Origin of the sequence: Streptomyces sp. R33 (genome assembly GCF_041200175.1) — a bacterium.
GTDB lineage: Bacteria > Actinomycetota > Actinomycetes > Streptomycetales > Streptomycetaceae > Streptomyces > Streptomyces katrae_B.
On the sequence record NZ_CP165727.1, the window covers coordinates 6,871,792 to 6,885,308 of the forward strand.

The window sequence follows — 13,517 nt, forward strand, 5'->3', positions numbered from 1 at the left end:
TTGTTCTCCGGAATTTGTTAAGCGTCGCTACGTCCGTCTCGAGTTCCGGGGTCGTGGCCGGAACTGCGCGGAGGCATGGCAGGCTTGGGGCATGGCCGCTCAGATTTATCCCAGCATCCTGTCCGCCGACTTCGCGCGCCTCGCCGACGAGGTGAAGGCCGTGGAAGGGGCCGACTGGCTGCATGTCGACGTCATGGACAACCACTTCGTCCCCAACCTCACCCTCGGTATGCCCGTCGTGGAGTCCCTGAGCCGCGCCACGGACATCCCGCTGGACCTGCACCTGATGATCGAGGACCCGGACCGCTGGGCCCCGCAGTACGTCGAGGCCGGAGCCGGGTCGGTCACCTTCCACGCCGAGGCCGCCGCCGCGCCCGTGAGGCTCGCCCGGGAGATCCGGGCCAAGGGGGCGAGGGCGTCGATGGCGCTCAAGCCCGCCACGCCGATCGAGCAGTACGAGGACATCCTCCCCGAGCTCGACATGCTGCTGATCATGACGGTCGAGCCGGGCTTCGGCGGCCAGCCCTTTCTCGACATCATGCTCCCCAAGATCCGCCGTACCCGGGAGCTGATCGCCAAGCACGGCCTGGAGCTGTGGCTCCAGGTCGACGGCGGGGTTTCGGCCTCGACGATCGAGCGGTGTGCCGAGGCCGGCGCCGACGTGTTCGTCGCGGGGAGCGCGGTCTACGGGGCGGTCGACCCCGCCGCCGCCGTGCGTACCCTGCGGGAGCAGGCGAACGTCGCGATCGCCGCGGCGCCCTGGGCCTGCGACCACTGAGACAAGGGTTGGTGAACAGCTCGGTGAACGGAAGCTGTCCAGGCTGATCAACGGCCGCCGGATCTGACAGGATGAACGGCGAGTCGAGAGTGTGAACAGCAGTGAGGAGAACGCGGTGTCTGCAATGTCGGCGGGACGGTCAGCCCTGCGGATGGGACCCGCGGAGCTGGTGCAGGCGGCGGCCATGGCGCGCCGCTTCTACCTGGAGGGCAAGTCCAAGATCCAGATCGCCGAGGAGTTCGGCGTGAGCCGCTTCAAGGTGGCCCGGGTCCTGGAGACCGCCCTGGAGCGCGACCTCGTACGGATCGAGATCCGGGTGCCGGCCGAGCTCGATGCGGAGCGGTCCGACGCGTTGCGTGCCCGGTACGGGCTCCGGCACGCCGTGGTGGTCGAGTCCCCGGCCGATGCGACCGAGGACGCGCCGGATCCGGAGAACCTGGGCGCGGTCGCCGCCGACCTGCTCGGCGAGCTGGTCAACGAGGGCGACGTACTGGGCCTGGCCTGGGGGCGGTCGACCATCCACATGGCCGCCTCCCTGCACCGGCTCCCGCAGTGCACCGTGGTGCAGCTGACGGGCGTGTACGACGCCGGTACGGCCGAGCGAGGGTCCGTGGAGGCCGTACGGCGCGCCGCCCAGGTCTCGGGCGGCGACGCGCACCCGATCTACGCGCCGATGCTGCTCCCCGACCCGGCGACCGCGGCCGCGCTGCGGAACCAGACGGGGATCGCCCGGGCCTTCGAGTACTTCGACAAGGTGACCGTCGCGGCGGTCTCGATCGGGTCCTGGGAGCCGGGCATCTCGACCGTCCACGACATGCTCACGGACGAGGAGCGGGCGCACTACGCCTCGCTGGGTGTCGCCGCCGAAATGTCCGCCCACCTGTTCGACTCCGAGGGTCGGCGCGTCGGACGGGACCTGGGCGAGCGCTGCATCACCGTCGAGGCGGACCGGCTGCGCCGGATCCCCGAGGTCGTGGCGATCGCGGGCGGGCTGCGCAAGGCCTCCGCGATCGGGGCGGTGCTCCGGTCCGGCCTGGTGACCAGCCTGGTCACGGACACGGCGGTCGCGGACTACCTGCTCACCGAGTCGGCCCCGGGGCTGCGGCCGGCGCTGGAGCGGGCCGACCCGGACGACTGATCCGGGCCGGCGGGTCCTGCGGCGGGCGTCGTGGGACGCCGTGAGGCGGATGGTGCCGGAATTGAGATCCGTACAGCGGCCCGTGCGGCGGCCTGTGGGGCGCATACTGGTCCCAATGACAAAGTCAGCAGTACCTCGCCGCCATTTGCCGTCCAGCCCGTTCAAGGCCCCCGTGGAACCGCCGCTCCGGCAGTTCAGCGTCGGCGACCGGGTCTCTCACGATGAGCACGGCCTCGGCCGTGTCGTCGGTATCGAGGAGGGGATCGCTGTCCTGGTCGACTTCGGGTCGGTCCAGAAGAGAATTCTGAGCCCTTACACCAAGATGGCCGCACTCTGAGGGTGCCGCCGTCGCGGAGACCGTTACCACGCGATTCGCGAGCGAATCGGATATTTGGCACGATCGGTGCATGATCTTCAGGGACGTGCCCCGGTCGTTGCTGCGTTGCGTCGTGGGGGCGGTGTTCCTTTGCGTCGCGCTGGTCGGCGTGGCGGGGTGCGGTGGGGAGAAGGCCGCGCCGTCCGCCGCGGCCGGGGTGAGTTCGGGGGCTGATGCCGCTGCGCCCGTGTGGGCCAAGGGGATGGCCACCGTACGGGCCGATGCGCTGCCTTCGCAGGCGCGGGACGTGCTCGTGCTCATCGACAAGGGCGGCCCCTATCCGTACCGGCAGGACGGGACCGTCTTCGGGAACTTCGAGAAGGTCCTGCCGAAGCAGAAGCGCGGCTACTACCACGAGTTCACGGTGAAGACACCGGGCGAGCGCGACCGCGGGGCCCGGCGGATCGTGACCGGTGAGGGCGGGGAGTTCTTCTACACGGACGACCACTACGACACGTTCAAGGCGGTTCTGCGATGACCCTGGACCCGCAGCCGCCCGCCCCGGCGGTGGCCGCCGCCGAGAAGGCGGGCTGGACGACCCTCCGGGTGGACCTGGCCGGCGTACGCAGCAAGGCCGAGCTGATGCGGCGGTGGGGAGCGGCGTTGGCCGTGCCGGCGTGGTTCGGCGGGAACTGGGATGCGTTGGCCGATGCGCTGATCGACTTGTCGTGGCTGCCGCAGGTGCCGGGGCGGCTGGTGGTGGTGACGTCGTGGTCCTCGTACGCGGGGGCGCGGCCGGGGGACTGGGAGACGCTGCAGGAGGTTCTCGAGGGGGCGGTGGAGTACTGGCGCGACGCGGAGGACGGGGCGTTGGCCGTGCTTCTGGCCGAGCCGCCGCCCGCCGGGTGAGGACCGGATACGACGGTGGGGGCGGAGGCTCGGCCTCCGCCCCCACGGGGCACTAACCCTTCGGGATCCACGGGGGTGTCTGGCCCCAGGACCAGACCGGGATCTTCGCCGCGTCCACCGGTGGGGGGTTGAGGCCCGAGTAGATCAGGGCCATGCGGGTGCCCCACTCGATGTAGTACGCGAACACCGCTCGGAACTCGGGGTCCGTCGGCAGGCCGACCTCGTCGGCCGTGTCCATCAGCAGGTCCACCCAGCGGCGGCGCTGCTTCTCGGTGATGCCGCGGCCCAGGTGCTTGGTGGCCATGTGCTGGTGGCCGCCGTGGTGGGCCGTGTACTGCGCCGGGCCGCCGAAGACCTCCGACAGCCAGACGGCGACGTGCTGGGGGTGCTCGGAGTCCATGCCCGCGAAGACGGGGGCCAGGATCTCGTCCTGCAGGGCGTGCGCGTAGAAGGCGTCCGTGAGGCGGTTCATCGCCTCCGCTCCGCCCATCCACTCGTAGATGGTGGGAGTGGTGCCGGGTGTGGTGCTCATGACTGGGGTGCGGCCTTTCCGGGGCCGGCCACGTCGGTGACGCGGTAGTGCTGCATCTCCTCGATGGCCTTCACGTACGGGCGGATCGCGCTGAAGAACGCCGGGAAGTGCTCGCCCTTGCGGAATCCGTTGAGGTGGGCGTCGACCGACGTCCAGCGGATGCGGAGGATGTAGTGCTCCCGGTCGTTCTCCTCCTCGCAGCGGGCCAGCTCGTAGTCGATGCACTCGGGTGACGCGGCCAGGGCCTCAGCGGCCTGGCGGTACGAGTCCTCGAAGGCCTGCTGGTCGTCCAATGCGATCCGGTAGCGGATGTATTCGACGGTGGTGGTCATGGGACGTGCCTCTCCCTGTGATCGGGTGCCTGATGCCGGTTGCCGGCCGGCTCGCTGTCAGACTTGCGTGATCATGCCCGGGTGGGGAGGACTTTCGTCATTCCGACTCAGACTTCTGGGAGTCCGGGACGTCGGGGCCGGCCGCGCGGACCTGCTGGACCTTCGCCAGCGAGTCGCGCAGTTCGGTCAGCCACTCGTCCGTGTTGCGGCCGACGAGGCGGACGCACCAGGCGAGGGCGTCGGCCCGGCTGCGGGCGACGCCGCCCGCGACCAGGGTGTCGAGGACCTGGCGCTCCGGCTGGCGCAGGCGCGTCATCACCGGGACCGCCAGGTGCGTGAACAGGACGCGGTCGTCGCCGGACTGGACGGCCCAGGCGACCTTGCGGCGGTAGAGCTCCTCCGCCTCCCGTGCGACCTCGATGCGCTGCTCGCGGGTGCGCTCGCGGAACTCCTTGACCGACTCGGTCGCCGGGATGGCTCCGACGACCGTGATCTCCTCGCGGTCGACCGCCACGTCGACCAGGGACTCGTACACGTCCACCGGAAGGCGGTCCGCGAACCACTTGCGAAGCTGCTCGCTCTGCTCGGATGTAATCATGTAATCAACGTTGCATCCGGCAGCCGCTTGATCGCAAGCGATTCGCGTTCGCTCTCAGCCCAGCGCCCTCAGCCCATCGACCGGTAGCGGTGGATCAGCGAGACCGCCATCGCGCCCTCGCCCACGCCCGACGCCACGCGCTTGACCGAGTGGGCCCGGACGTCGCCGGCCGCGAAGACGCCCGGGACGCTGGTCTCCAGCGGGTAAGGGGCGCGCTCCAGGCTCCACTCCGCCGGGAGTTCGCCGCCGTTCGCGATCAGGTCGGACCCGGTGAGCACGAAGCCGTACTCGTCGCGTTCGACCACGCCCGACAGCCAGTCGGTGTGCGGGCGGGCGCCGATGAAGGTGAACATGAAGCGGGCCGGGACCTCCGTGTCCTCGCCCGTCGTCGAGTCGTGGAGGGTCAGCTTCTCCAGGTGCTCGTCGCCGTCCAGCCGGACCACCGTCGTACGGACCTTGACCTCGATGTTCGGGGTGCGGTCGATCTCGTCGATCAGATAGCGGGACATGCTCGCGTCCAGGGACTCCGCCCGGACCAGGATGGTCACCTTGGCGGCGTACTTGGCGAAGTGCACCGCCGCCTGGCCGGCCGAGTTCGCCCCGCCCACGATGAACACGTGCTGCGAGATGCACGCCGAGCTCTCGGTGGTGGCCGCGCCGTAGTAGAGCCCGGCGCCCTCGAAGCGGTCCGCGCCGGGGGCCTCCAGGCGGTTGTACGAGACCCCGGTGGCCAGCAGCACCGTCTCGGCGCTGATCTCCGTGCCGTCGGCCAGGACCAGGATCTTCGCCGGGTCGTCCCGGGTCAGCGAGACCACCTCCACCGGGTGCAGGATCTCGGCGCCGAAGCGGGAGGCCTGGATGGTGGCCCTTCGGGTCAGGTCGCCACCGGAGAGGCCCGAGGGGAAGCCGAGGTAGTTCTCGATCAGGCTGGAGGTGCCGGCCTGGCCGCCCGGGGCGCGGGAGTCCAGCATCAGCGTCGAGAGGCCCTCCGAAGCCGCGTACACGCCGGCCGCCAGGCCCGCGGGGCCCGCGCCGACGATGACGCACTCGTAGTGCGGGCGGGAGGCGGTGGTGGCCAGCCCCAGCCGCTGGGCGAGCGCGGTGTCGGACGGCGCGGAGAGCACCGTCCCGTCCGGGAAGCGGACGAGGGGGAGCGCCGCGTCGGGCTGGGCCGCGATCAGGGTCAGGGCCTCCGGGTCCCGCTCGACGTTGAGGAAGCGGAACGGCTGGCCGTTGCGGGTGAAGAAGTCCCGGACGGCGTGGGTGCCGGGGGAGACGAGGTGGCCGGCGACGATGATGCCGTCGTACGCGGGGCGGTAGGTGGCCAGCCAGTCGGAGAGCAGGTCGTCCAGGACCGGGAAGAGCCGTTCGTGCGGCGGGTCCCACGGCTTGAGCAGGTAGTAGTCCAGCCGGACCCGGTTGATGGCGGTGATCGCCGCGTCGGTCTCCGCGTACGCCGTGAGCAGGACCCGGCGGGCGTCGGGGAAGCGGCTGACGGCCTCGAGGAGGAACTCGACGCCGGTCACGTCGGGCATCCGCTGGTCCACGAGGAACAGCGCCGGGTCGTGGCCGCGCTCGTCGAGGGAGTCCAGGATCTTGAGGGCGTCGGCGGCGGAGGAGGCGCCGAGCACCCGGTAGCGGTCGCCGTAGGCGCTGCGCAGGTCACGGCGCACGGCCCGCAGTACCTGCGGATCGTCGTCCACGGCCAGGATGACGGGCTTCCTGCTCTCCGCGCGCTCCGCCGCGGCCCCGGCGGCCGCGGTGGCGGGGTGGGCCGTGGCGCTCTCCGGGGCCGCACTCATGCCGCGTCCAGCATCAGCTTGTCGGCGTAGCACCAGGCCCAGGTCTCACCGGGCTCGTGCGACGCGGCGATGGGGTGCTCGCTGCTGCGGTAGTGCTTGGTGGCGTGGCGGTTCTTTGAGGAGTCGCAGCATCCGACGTGCCCGCAGCTGAGGCACATCCTCAGGTGCACCCAGGTGTCGCCGAGGGCGAGGCACTCCTCGCAGCCCTCGGTGCCTGGCTTCACCGGACGTATCTGATCGATGTGTGTGCACAACAGGTCCGTCGTCATCGTCCCCGTCCCTCTCCTCGGTCCTTCGCGCACCCGTGATTCACGGAGCGTCCAGACCATAGGGCGGTGCCCCGGTAATGGTTCACTGATTCGGCCGAAGTCAGGAAGTCCCGGGGCTACTTCATGACCTCCGGCAGCGACTACGTGAGGTGCCCGTGCGACCTGCCTTCCTACCTCACGAAGTCGCATACGGGCGCTTTGACGCAGGCTCCGGGCACAAGCAGTGTGGGTCACGCCAACGACAACAGGCGGCGCCTGGAGGAATCCGTGAGCAGAAAGATTCTGGTCATTGTCTCCGAACACGGTTACTGGGCCGAAGAACTGATAGGCCCCGTATCGAAGTTCGATGAGCGGGGCTACGAAGTCGTATTCGCCACGCCGACCGGAAAGCGTGCCCACGCTCTTCCGCCGAGCCTCGACGCGAACTTCATCGATCCTCCACTGGGACGGTCGGTCACCACCGAGGAGAACGCCCGGCTGGGCCGGGAGTTCGAGCAGTCGAGCCGGCTGGACTCGCCGCTCGACATCGAGGCGTGGGTCCCCGAGCGCCCGTACACGAGCGACGAGGGCTATCTGCGCAAGCTCGAGCAGTACCACCGCGATCTGGACAAGCTCGAGGCCGACATCGCCGGCTACGACGCGGTCCTCATCGTCGGCGGCAGCGGGCCCATCGTCGACCTCGCCAACAACGAGCGCGTGCACGCCCTGATCCTGGCCTTCAAGAAGGCCGGCAAGGTCGTGGCGGCCGAGTGCTACGGCGTGGCCTGCCTGGCCTTCGCCCGGGACTGGGGCGACCGCAAGAGCATCATCTGGGGCAAGCACGTCACCGGCCACTGCAAGGAGTACGACTACAAGGACGGAACCGGATTCCTCGGTACCGACTTCAACATGGGCCCGCCGCCGTACCCGCTGGAGTACATCCTGCGCGACGCGACCGGCCCGCGCGGGGCGTACCACGGGAACTTCGGCCACCCGCTCTCGGTGATTGTCGACTTCCCGTTCGTGACCGGCCGTTCCACCCCCGACTCGTATCTCACGGGGCAGAAGATCGTGGAAGTCCTGGAGGAAGGCCTCACCCGCTACGGGTGGTGATCCGGAAACCCGCCACCGGAAATCCATGATCCGGAAAACCCGTGATCCGGAAACCGTGAGAATGAGGGGGAATTCATGGAAGCCACTCCCGGACGGGAAAGGCTGATCGAGCAGTTCAAGGCCGACGGCCTGAATGTGATGTTCGGAAATCCGGGGACGGTGGAACAGGGATTCCTCGACGCGGTGGACGCGGCGGAGGACTTCCGTTACGTCCTCGCCCTCCAGGAGACCGTGGCCGCCGGCATCGCCGACGGCTACGCCCGGGCCACCGGCGGCGCGGCCCTGCTCCAGCTGCACTCCGGAGTGGGGCTGGGCAACGGCATCGGGATGCTCTACCAGTCGCTGCGCGGCCACACCCCGCTCGTCGTGGTCGCCGGCGACGCCGGGGTCCGCTACGACGCGATGGACGCGCAGATGGCGTCCGACCTGGTGGCCATGGCGAAGCCGGTGACGAAGTACGCGACGCGGGTCACCGACCGGCACTCCGTACTGCGCACCATCCGCCGGGCGGTCAAGATCGCCCTGACCCCGCCGCGCGGCCCGGTGTTCGTGGCGCTGCCGATGGACGTGCTGGACGAGCTGAACTCCGAGCCCGTCCTGCCCGCCGCGGTGCCCCTCACGGACGTGGCGCCCTCGCCGGCCTCGGTGGGCCGGGCGGCCGAGCTGCTCGCCTCCGCGGAGCGGCCCGTGGTCCTCGTCGGTGACGGGGTGTCGCTCTCCGGGGCCCAGCGCGAACTGGTCGCCGTCGCCGAGCTGCTGGGCGCCGACGTCTACGAGGTGGACTCGTCCGAGGTGAACATCGCGGCCTCGCACCCGCTGCGCCGCGGCCAGACGGGCCACATGTTCGGCCCGCACAGCAAGGAGCTCGTCGCCGACGCGGACGGGGTGCTGATCGTCGGCACCTACGTCTTCCCGGAGGTGTTCCCCGAGCTGGAGAGCCCCTTCCGGGCCGGCGCGAAGGTCGTCCACATCGACCTGAACGCGTACGAGATCGCCAAGAACCACCCGGTCGACCTCGGCCTGGCCGCCGATCCCCGGCAGGCGCTGCGCGCGCTGGCCGGCGTACTGGAACGCCTGCTGACCCCGCAGCGGCGGGCGGCCGCGGCCGCCCGGCTCGACGCCCGCACCCGTGAGCGGGCGCTGTCCGCCCGGTCGGGGGAGGCCGAGCAGGACGGCACGCCGATGGCCGTCTTCCTGCGGACCCTGGCCGAGCGGACCGGCGGGGACCTGATCGTCTTCGACGAGGCGCTGACCACCTCGCCGCTGGTCACCCGGTACCTGCCGCCGGAGCGGCCCGGCGACTACCACCTCACCCGGGGCGGTTCGCTCGGCGTGGGCTTCCCGGGGGCGGTCGGCGCCAAGCTGGCCCGTCCGGACCGCCTCGTCGTCGGGTTCGCGGGCGACGGCGGGTCGATGTACACGTACCAGGCGCTGTGGACCGCGGTCCGGCACGGCATCGACGCCAAGTTCGTGGTCTGCAACAACCGCAAGTACCGGCTGCTCGACGACAACATCGCCCAGTACTGGCGGGAGCGGGACATCCCGGAGCACGGCTTCCCGGGCTCCTTCGACCTCTCCCACCCCGAGATCGACTTCGCCGCTCTGGCGCGGGCGCTCGGCGCCGAGGGGATGCGGGTGGAGAAGCCGGACGAGGCGGTCGCCGCCGTGGCCCGGATGCTCGACCACCCCGGTCCGTTCCTCGTCGACGTACAGATCTGACGCACCGCTGCGACCAGACCCACCGCACAGCACACCACCACGGACAGGAGGAGACCGCATGCCCGCCGAGCGGCTGACCGAGGAAGCGATCCGCACCTTCGCGGAGAACTGGTACGTGGCCCTGGACCAGCACCTTCCGCTGGACCGGGTGCTCCCGCTCATCACCGAGGACCTGGAGTTCAAGGTCCCCGAGGACACCTTCCTCGGACACCAGGGCTTCGGCCGCTGGTACGCGGCGGTCACGAACCGCTTCTTCGACGAGGTCCACACCGTCACCAAGGTGGAGCCCGTCATCGAGGGCGACCGGGCGATCGTCCGGGTCCTCGTCAACTGGCAGGCCAAGATCTGGGACCCGCCGGCGGCCCGCAGTCAGTGGCTCGGCTTCGACGCCGACCAGACCTGGACGGTCGTGGCCGGTCCCGACGGACCGCTCATCAAGCAGTACACCGTCAACGACCTGGCCCCGATGCCCGGTTCCGGCTCGCTCTGAGCACGGGCGCCGGCGAAGGAGAAGCGACGATGACCGAAGTGACACGGGAGCGGGTCGAAGCGGCGTACGCCGCCCTCGGCTCCGGCGACCGCGCCCGCATCCTCGAGTACTACTCCGAGGACCTGCGCTGGCTGGTGCCGGGCAACCACCCGCTGGCCGGCTGGTACGAGAGCCTGGACGCCTTCCTGGAGCTGATGGGGCAGACCCACAAGCTCACGGGCGGCACCTTCCGCATGGACATCCAGTCCGTCCTCGTCGGCGAGGACTGCAGCGCCGACGTCTGCCGCAACGTCGCCCTGCGCGACGGCGCGCACCAGGGGAGCAGCTCGCCGTACGAGCGGATGGACTACCCGGTCTTCCACTTCATGCGGTGGCGGGACGGCCGGATCGTCGAGGGCCGTGACGGGCTCTTCGGGGACTCGGCGACCGCATTCAGCCAGTTCTGGGCGCCGTTCGCGCCCGACGGAACCCGCCGGGACCGATAGGGGGAGGAGCGCGATGAGCGCTGTGGACGCACGACAGATCCTTGAGAAGTACTACGAGTACGCCAACGCCGGGGACTGGGACCGCTGGTGCGACCTGTTCGCCGACGACCAGGTCATGGACGAGCAGCTCGCCGGACACATCGAGGGCCTGGAGGTCCTGCGCTCGATGATGAAGGGCATGGGGACGATGTACCGCGTCTTCCGGAACAAGCCCGTGCACTTCCTCGTCGACGGGGAGAAGGCCGCGGCCGTCTCCCACCTCAGCGCCGTCAGCGCCTCCGGCGAGGCGATCGAGGCCGAGGTCATGAACTTCTTCCGGATCGTGGACGGAAAGATCGCCTACATGGCGAACTACCACGACACCGTCCCCTTCCAGGTGCTGAGCCAGGGCTGAGGGAGGCCGACTCGTGGCGATCGCCGACAGAGAAGAGTACGACTACGTCATCGTGGGATCCGGCACCGCGGGCAGCGTCCTCGCGAACCGGCTCTCCGAGGACCCGGACGTCTCCGTCCTGGTCCTGGAGGCGGGCGGCAACCGCATCCCGCCCGAGGTGGACGACCCGTCCTCCTGGTACAAGCTGCTCGGCGGGCCCGTCGACTGGGGCTACACCAGCGTCCCGCAGCCCGGACTCGACGGCCGCCGTACGTACGAACCGCGCGGCAAGGCCCCCGGCGGCAGCAGCAACCTGTACATCATGATGCACATCCGGGGCCACGCCTCGGACTTCGACAACTGGGCCTACCAGGGCGCCGCCGGCTGGGGCTACGAGGACGTCCTGCCGTACTTCGCCCTCCTGGAGGGCCAGGAGGACGCCACCGCGCCCACCACCGGCACCCGCGGCCCGCAGCGCATCACCAACGCCGGGCAGCACGGCCCCAACCCGGTCTCCCGCGCCTTCATCGACGCGGCCGTCGAACTCGGCCACCAGGAGATCGCCGACTTCAACACCGACGGGCCCCGTCGCGGCCTCTTCGGCACCGGCTGGCACCACATCGACGTGGCCGACGGGCGCCGCCAGGGCACCCTCGCCGCCTATCTGGAGCCGGTGCTGGAACGGCCCAACCTGACCCTGCGCACCAGCGCCCAGAGCACCCGGCTGCTCTTCGACGGCGACACCTGCACGGGCGTCGAGTACGTGCAGCTCGCACCGCCCGCCGAATTCCCCGGCCGTACCGTGCGCGACGGCCACAGCGCCACCGCAGAGCCCGGACTGCACTCCGTACGGGCCCGCCGCGAGGTGATCGTGGCCGCCGGGGCGATCGAGTCCCCGAAGCTTCTGCTGCTCTCCGGCATCGGGAACCCCGAGCAGTTGGGCGAGCACGGCATCGAGACGGTCGCGGCCCTGCCCGGGGTCGGCGAGAACTTCCACAACCACGTCCTGACCGGGCTGATGGCCGAGGTCACCCAGGAACTCCCGCCGCCGGCACAGAACCTGTCGGAGAGCGCTCTGTTCCTCTCGTCCCAGCCCGGTCTGCCCGCGCCCGACCTGCAGATCGCCTTCGTCCACGTGCCGTTCGACGTGATCGTCGGCAAGGACCACCCGAACACGGTGAGCATCCTGCCCGGTGTCGTACGGCCCGTCTCGCGCGGCTGGATCAGGCTCGCGAGCGCCGATCCGCTGGCCCACCCGCTGATCAACCCGAACTACCTGGGCGACCGGTGGGACCTCGAGCGGATGGTGCAGGGCATCAAGCTGGCCCGCGAGATCTTCGCGACCTCGGCCTTCTCGCCCTGGTACAAGCAGGAGCTCCAGCCCGGTCCCGGCTACGGCACCGACGAGGACCTGCGGACCTTCGCGAAGCAGAAGTCCGAGAGCTACCACCACCAGGCCGGCTCCTGCCGCATGGGCATCGACGACCTCTCGGTCGTCGACCCCGAGCTGCGCGTGCACGGCGTACGCAACCTGCGCGTCGTCGACGCCAGCGTGATGCCCGCGGTCCCGTCGGGCAACTGCCACACCGCCATCGCGATGATCGCCGAGCGCGCGGCGGACTTCCTGAGGGGGGTGTCCCGTGCCTGACGTCGTACTGCGCGAGGGTGCGCTGAGCGGGACCCGGATCGCGGTCCTGGTCGAGAGCGACTTCTACGAGCCGGAGATCTTCTACTACCAGCACCGGTTCGCCGAGGAGGGCGCCGAGGTCGACTTCCTGACCCGGCTGTGGGGCAACGACTCCATCACCTTCTCCGGGCACGAGTACCGGGCGCCGTTCACCGCCGACAAGTCCCTGGAGGGGCTCAGCGACGAGGACCTGCGCCGGTACGCGGCGATCATCGTGCCCTCGGGCATGGTGGCCGACCGGCTGCGCTACACCGAGGACGTCGACGTCCTCGCGCCGGCGACCGAGCTGCTGCGCCGGGCCTTCGAGGAGCCGACGGTCCTCAAGGGGATCATCTGTCACGGCATGTGGCTGGCCTCCTCGATCCCGGGCAAGGTGCGCGGCCGCAAGGTGGTCTGCCACAACAACCTCATCGGCGACGTCCGCAACATGGGCGGCGAGTACGTCGACGAGGACGTGGTGGTCGACGGTGACCTGGTCACCGGCCGCACCGGCGCCCACCACCACCTCTTCGCCCGCCGGATCATCGAGCTGATCGCGGCGGGGCGGGGCCGGGGGGCCGCCTGATGGCCGGCATGGTCTGGTCGCACGTGGGCCTGAACTGCACGGACCAGAAGACCACCGAGGAGTTCTACACCCGGTACTTCGGCTTCACCCGGGCCAGGGTGGTCGATCTCGGGGAGGCGCAGATCGTGTTCCTGCGCCGCGGTGACGCGTACCTGGAGCTCTTCGCGGCCGGCACCGAACCGGCCCGCCAGGCGCACGACGACGGGCCGCAGGCCCCGGGCCGGATGCGCCACCTGGCCTTTCAGACCGACAGCGTGGACGCGTTCCTGGCGGAGCTGGGCGACGCGGCCGAAGTGACCCTGGGCCCGCTGGACTTCGACGACTTCATCTGCGGCTGGCGGACCGTGTGGGTCCGCGATCCCGACGGGGTGATCGTCGAGGTCAGTCAGGGATTCGAGGACGACCGCTCACACGACAAGGACGGTGCATGAC

General features: G+C 70.2%; 18 protein-coding genes. 13 read left to right on the forward strand and 5 right to left on the reverse strand.

Annotation, left to right across the window (positions count from 1 at the left end):
* The first annotated feature begins 91 nt into the window (after positions 1 to 91).
* From rpe to AB5J51_RS31640, 5 genes are all read left to right on the forward strand, one after another.
* Positions 92 to 778: a ribulose-phosphate 3-epimerase gene (gene rpe / locus AB5J51_RS31620; RefSeq protein ID WP_053788928.1), complete on the forward strand. Its 687-nt coding sequence runs from the start codon at positions 92 to 94 to the stop codon at positions 776 to 778.
* A 91-nt stretch (positions 779 to 869) separates the two neighbouring features.
* A complete protein-coding gene (locus tag AB5J51_RS31625; protein WP_199828124.1) occupies positions 870 to 1,916 on the forward strand; it encodes a sugar-binding transcriptional regulator in 1,047 nt (348 codons plus the stop codon).
* A gap of 115 nt (positions 1,917 to 2,031) precedes the next feature.
* Complete coding sequence (locus tag AB5J51_RS31630; protein ID WP_053788968.1) at positions 2,032 to 2,253, forward strand: CarD family transcriptional regulator; 222 nt, start codon at positions 2,032 to 2,034, stop codon at positions 2,251 to 2,253.
* Positions 2,254 to 2,323: 70 nt separating this feature from the next.
* Complete coding sequence (locus tag AB5J51_RS31635) at positions 2,324 to 2,770, forward strand: ribonuclease domain-containing protein (protein ID WP_369779175.1); 447 nt, start codon at positions 2,324 to 2,326, stop codon at positions 2,768 to 2,770.
* The gene (locus tag AB5J51_RS31640; protein ID WP_053788930.1) at positions 2,767 to 3,141 is read left to right on the forward strand and encodes a barstar family protein; all 375 of its coding nucleotides are present in this window, start codon (positions 2,767 to 2,769) and stop codon (positions 3,139 to 3,141) included. Before AB5J51_RS31635 ends, AB5J51_RS31640 begins: the two co-directional genes overlap by 4 nt.
* Positions 3,142 to 3,193: 52 nt before the next feature.
* On the opposite strand, the gene AB5J51_RS31645 is transcribed toward AB5J51_RS31640, so the two are convergent.
* The 5 genes from AB5J51_RS31645 to AB5J51_RS31665 all read right to left on the reverse strand — a co-directional run bounded on the left by AB5J51_RS31645 (position 3,194) and on the right by AB5J51_RS31665 (position 6,674).
* The gene (locus AB5J51_RS31645) at positions 3,194 to 3,673 is read right to left on the reverse strand and encodes a group II truncated hemoglobin (RefSeq protein WP_369779176.1); all 480 of its coding nucleotides are present in this window, start codon (positions 3,671 to 3,673) and stop codon (positions 3,194 to 3,196) included.
* Entirely contained in the window at positions 3,670 to 4,005 is a 336-nt protein-coding gene (locus AB5J51_RS31650; RefSeq protein WP_324616751.1) for a putative quinol monooxygenase, read from the reverse strand. Before AB5J51_RS31650 ends, AB5J51_RS31645 begins: the two co-directional genes overlap by 4 nt.
* 97 nt (positions 4,006 to 4,102) lie before the next feature.
* Positions 4,103 to 4,603 (reverse strand): hypothetical protein, encoded by a 501-nt coding sequence (locus AB5J51_RS31655; RefSeq protein WP_053788931.1) that lies wholly within the window; start codon positions 4,601 to 4,603, stop codon positions 4,103 to 4,105.
* A gap of 68 nt (positions 4,604 to 4,671) precedes the next feature.
* Positions 4,672 to 6,405, reverse strand: a complete 1,734-nt coding sequence (locus AB5J51_RS31660) for an FAD-dependent oxidoreductase (protein ID WP_133898579.1) — start codon at positions 6,403 to 6,405, stop codon at positions 4,672 to 4,674.
* Complete coding sequence (locus AB5J51_RS31665) at positions 6,402 to 6,674, reverse strand: UBP-type zinc finger domain-containing protein (RefSeq protein WP_030298774.1); 273 nt, start codon at positions 6,672 to 6,674, stop codon at positions 6,402 to 6,404. The genes AB5J51_RS31660 and AB5J51_RS31665 overlap by 4 nt, the downstream gene beginning before the upstream one ends.
* 267 nt (positions 6,675 to 6,941) lie before the next feature.
* On the opposite strand from AB5J51_RS31665, the gene AB5J51_RS31670 reads away from it, so the two are divergent.
* From AB5J51_RS31670 to AB5J51_RS31705, 8 genes are all read left to right on the forward strand, one after another.
* Positions 6,942 to 7,766, forward strand: a complete 825-nt coding sequence (locus AB5J51_RS31670) for a type 1 glutamine amidotransferase domain-containing protein (RefSeq protein ID WP_053788933.1) — start codon at positions 6,942 to 6,944, stop codon at positions 7,764 to 7,766.
* A 75-nt stretch (positions 7,767 to 7,841) separates the two neighbouring features.
* Entirely contained in the window at positions 7,842 to 9,485 is a 1,644-nt protein-coding gene (locus tag AB5J51_RS31675; protein WP_369779177.1) for a thiamine pyrophosphate-binding protein, read from the forward strand.
* Positions 9,486 to 9,543: 58 nt separating this feature from the next.
* Positions 9,544 to 9,975, forward strand: a complete 432-nt coding sequence (locus AB5J51_RS31680) for a nuclear transport factor 2 family protein (protein ID WP_053788935.1) — start codon at positions 9,544 to 9,546, stop codon at positions 9,973 to 9,975.
* 29 nt (positions 9,976 to 10,004) lie between these two features.
* Entirely contained in the window at positions 10,005 to 10,460 is a 456-nt protein-coding gene (locus tag AB5J51_RS31685; RefSeq protein WP_053788936.1) for a nuclear transport factor 2 family protein, read from the forward strand.
* A gap of 13 nt (positions 10,461 to 10,473) precedes the next feature.
* On the forward strand, positions 10,474 to 10,854 hold the full coding sequence (locus AB5J51_RS31690; protein ID WP_078987672.1) for a nuclear transport factor 2 family protein: 381 nt from the start codon (positions 10,474 to 10,476) through the stop codon (positions 10,852 to 10,854).
* A 13-nt stretch (positions 10,855 to 10,867) separates the two neighbouring features.
* Positions 10,868 to 12,481 (forward strand): GMC family oxidoreductase, encoded by a 1,614-nt coding sequence (locus AB5J51_RS31695; RefSeq protein ID WP_369779178.1) that lies wholly within the window; start codon positions 10,868 to 10,870, stop codon positions 12,479 to 12,481.
* Positions 12,474 to 13,085: a DJ-1/PfpI family protein gene (locus tag AB5J51_RS31700; RefSeq protein ID WP_030298786.1), complete on the forward strand. Its 612-nt coding sequence runs from the start codon at positions 12,474 to 12,476 to the stop codon at positions 13,083 to 13,085. The genes AB5J51_RS31695 and AB5J51_RS31700 overlap by 8 nt, the downstream gene beginning before the upstream one ends.
* The gene (locus AB5J51_RS31705) at positions 13,085 to 13,516 is read left to right on the forward strand and encodes a VOC family protein (protein WP_030298787.1); all 432 of its coding nucleotides are present in this window, start codon (positions 13,085 to 13,087) and stop codon (positions 13,514 to 13,516) included. The genes AB5J51_RS31700 and AB5J51_RS31705 overlap by 1 nt, the downstream gene beginning before the upstream one ends.
* Position 13,517: the final 1 nt, after the last annotated feature.

Coding starts and splice junctions, on each gene's coding strand:
- AB5J51_RS31655 (WP_053788931.1), bottom strand. CDS start 4,603: ATGATTACATCCGAGCAGAGCGAGCAGCTTCGCAAGTGGTTCGCGGAC.
- AB5J51_RS31660 (WP_133898579.1), bottom strand. CDS start 6,405: ATGAGTGCGGCCCCGGAGAGCGCCACGGCCCACCCCGCCACCGCGGCC.
- AB5J51_RS31705 (WP_030298787.1), top strand. CDS start 13,085: ATGGCCGGCATGGTCTGGTCGCACGTGGGCCTGAACTGCACGGACCAG.
- AB5J51_RS31645 (WP_369779176.1), bottom strand. CDS start 3,673: ATGAGCACCACACCCGGCACCACTCCCACCATCTACGAGTGGATGGGC.
- rpe (WP_053788928.1), top strand. CDS start 92: ATGGCCGCTCAGATTTATCCCAGCATCCTGTCCGCCGACTTCGCGCGC.
- AB5J51_RS31685 (WP_053788936.1), top strand. CDS start 10,005: ATGACCGAAGTGACACGGGAGCGGGTCGAAGCGGCGTACGCCGCCCTC.
- AB5J51_RS31675 (WP_369779177.1), top strand. CDS start 7,842: ATGGAAGCCACTCCCGGACGGGAAAGGCTGATCGAGCAGTTCAAGGCC.
- AB5J51_RS31635 (WP_369779175.1), top strand. CDS start 2,324: ATGATCTTCAGGGACGTGCCCCGGTCGTTGCTGCGTTGCGTCGTGGGG.
- AB5J51_RS31680 (WP_053788935.1), top strand. CDS start 9,544: ATGCCCGCCGAGCGGCTGACCGAGGAAGCGATCCGCACCTTCGCGGAG.
- AB5J51_RS31640 (WP_053788930.1), top strand. CDS start 2,767: ATGACCCTGGACCCGCAGCCGCCCGCCCCGGCGGTGGCCGCCGCCGAG.
- AB5J51_RS31665 (WP_030298774.1), bottom strand. CDS start 6,674: ATGACGACGGACCTGTTGTGCACACACATCGATCAGATACGTCCGGTG.
- AB5J51_RS31630 (WP_053788968.1), top strand. CDS start 2,032: ATGACAAAGTCAGCAGTACCTCGCCGCCATTTGCCGTCCAGCCCGTTC.
- AB5J51_RS31690 (WP_078987672.1), top strand. CDS start 10,474: ATGAGCGCTGTGGACGCACGACAGATCCTTGAGAAGTACTACGAGTAC.
- AB5J51_RS31650 (WP_324616751.1), bottom strand. CDS start 4,005: ATGACCACCACCGTCGAATACATCCGCTACCGGATCGCATTGGACGAC.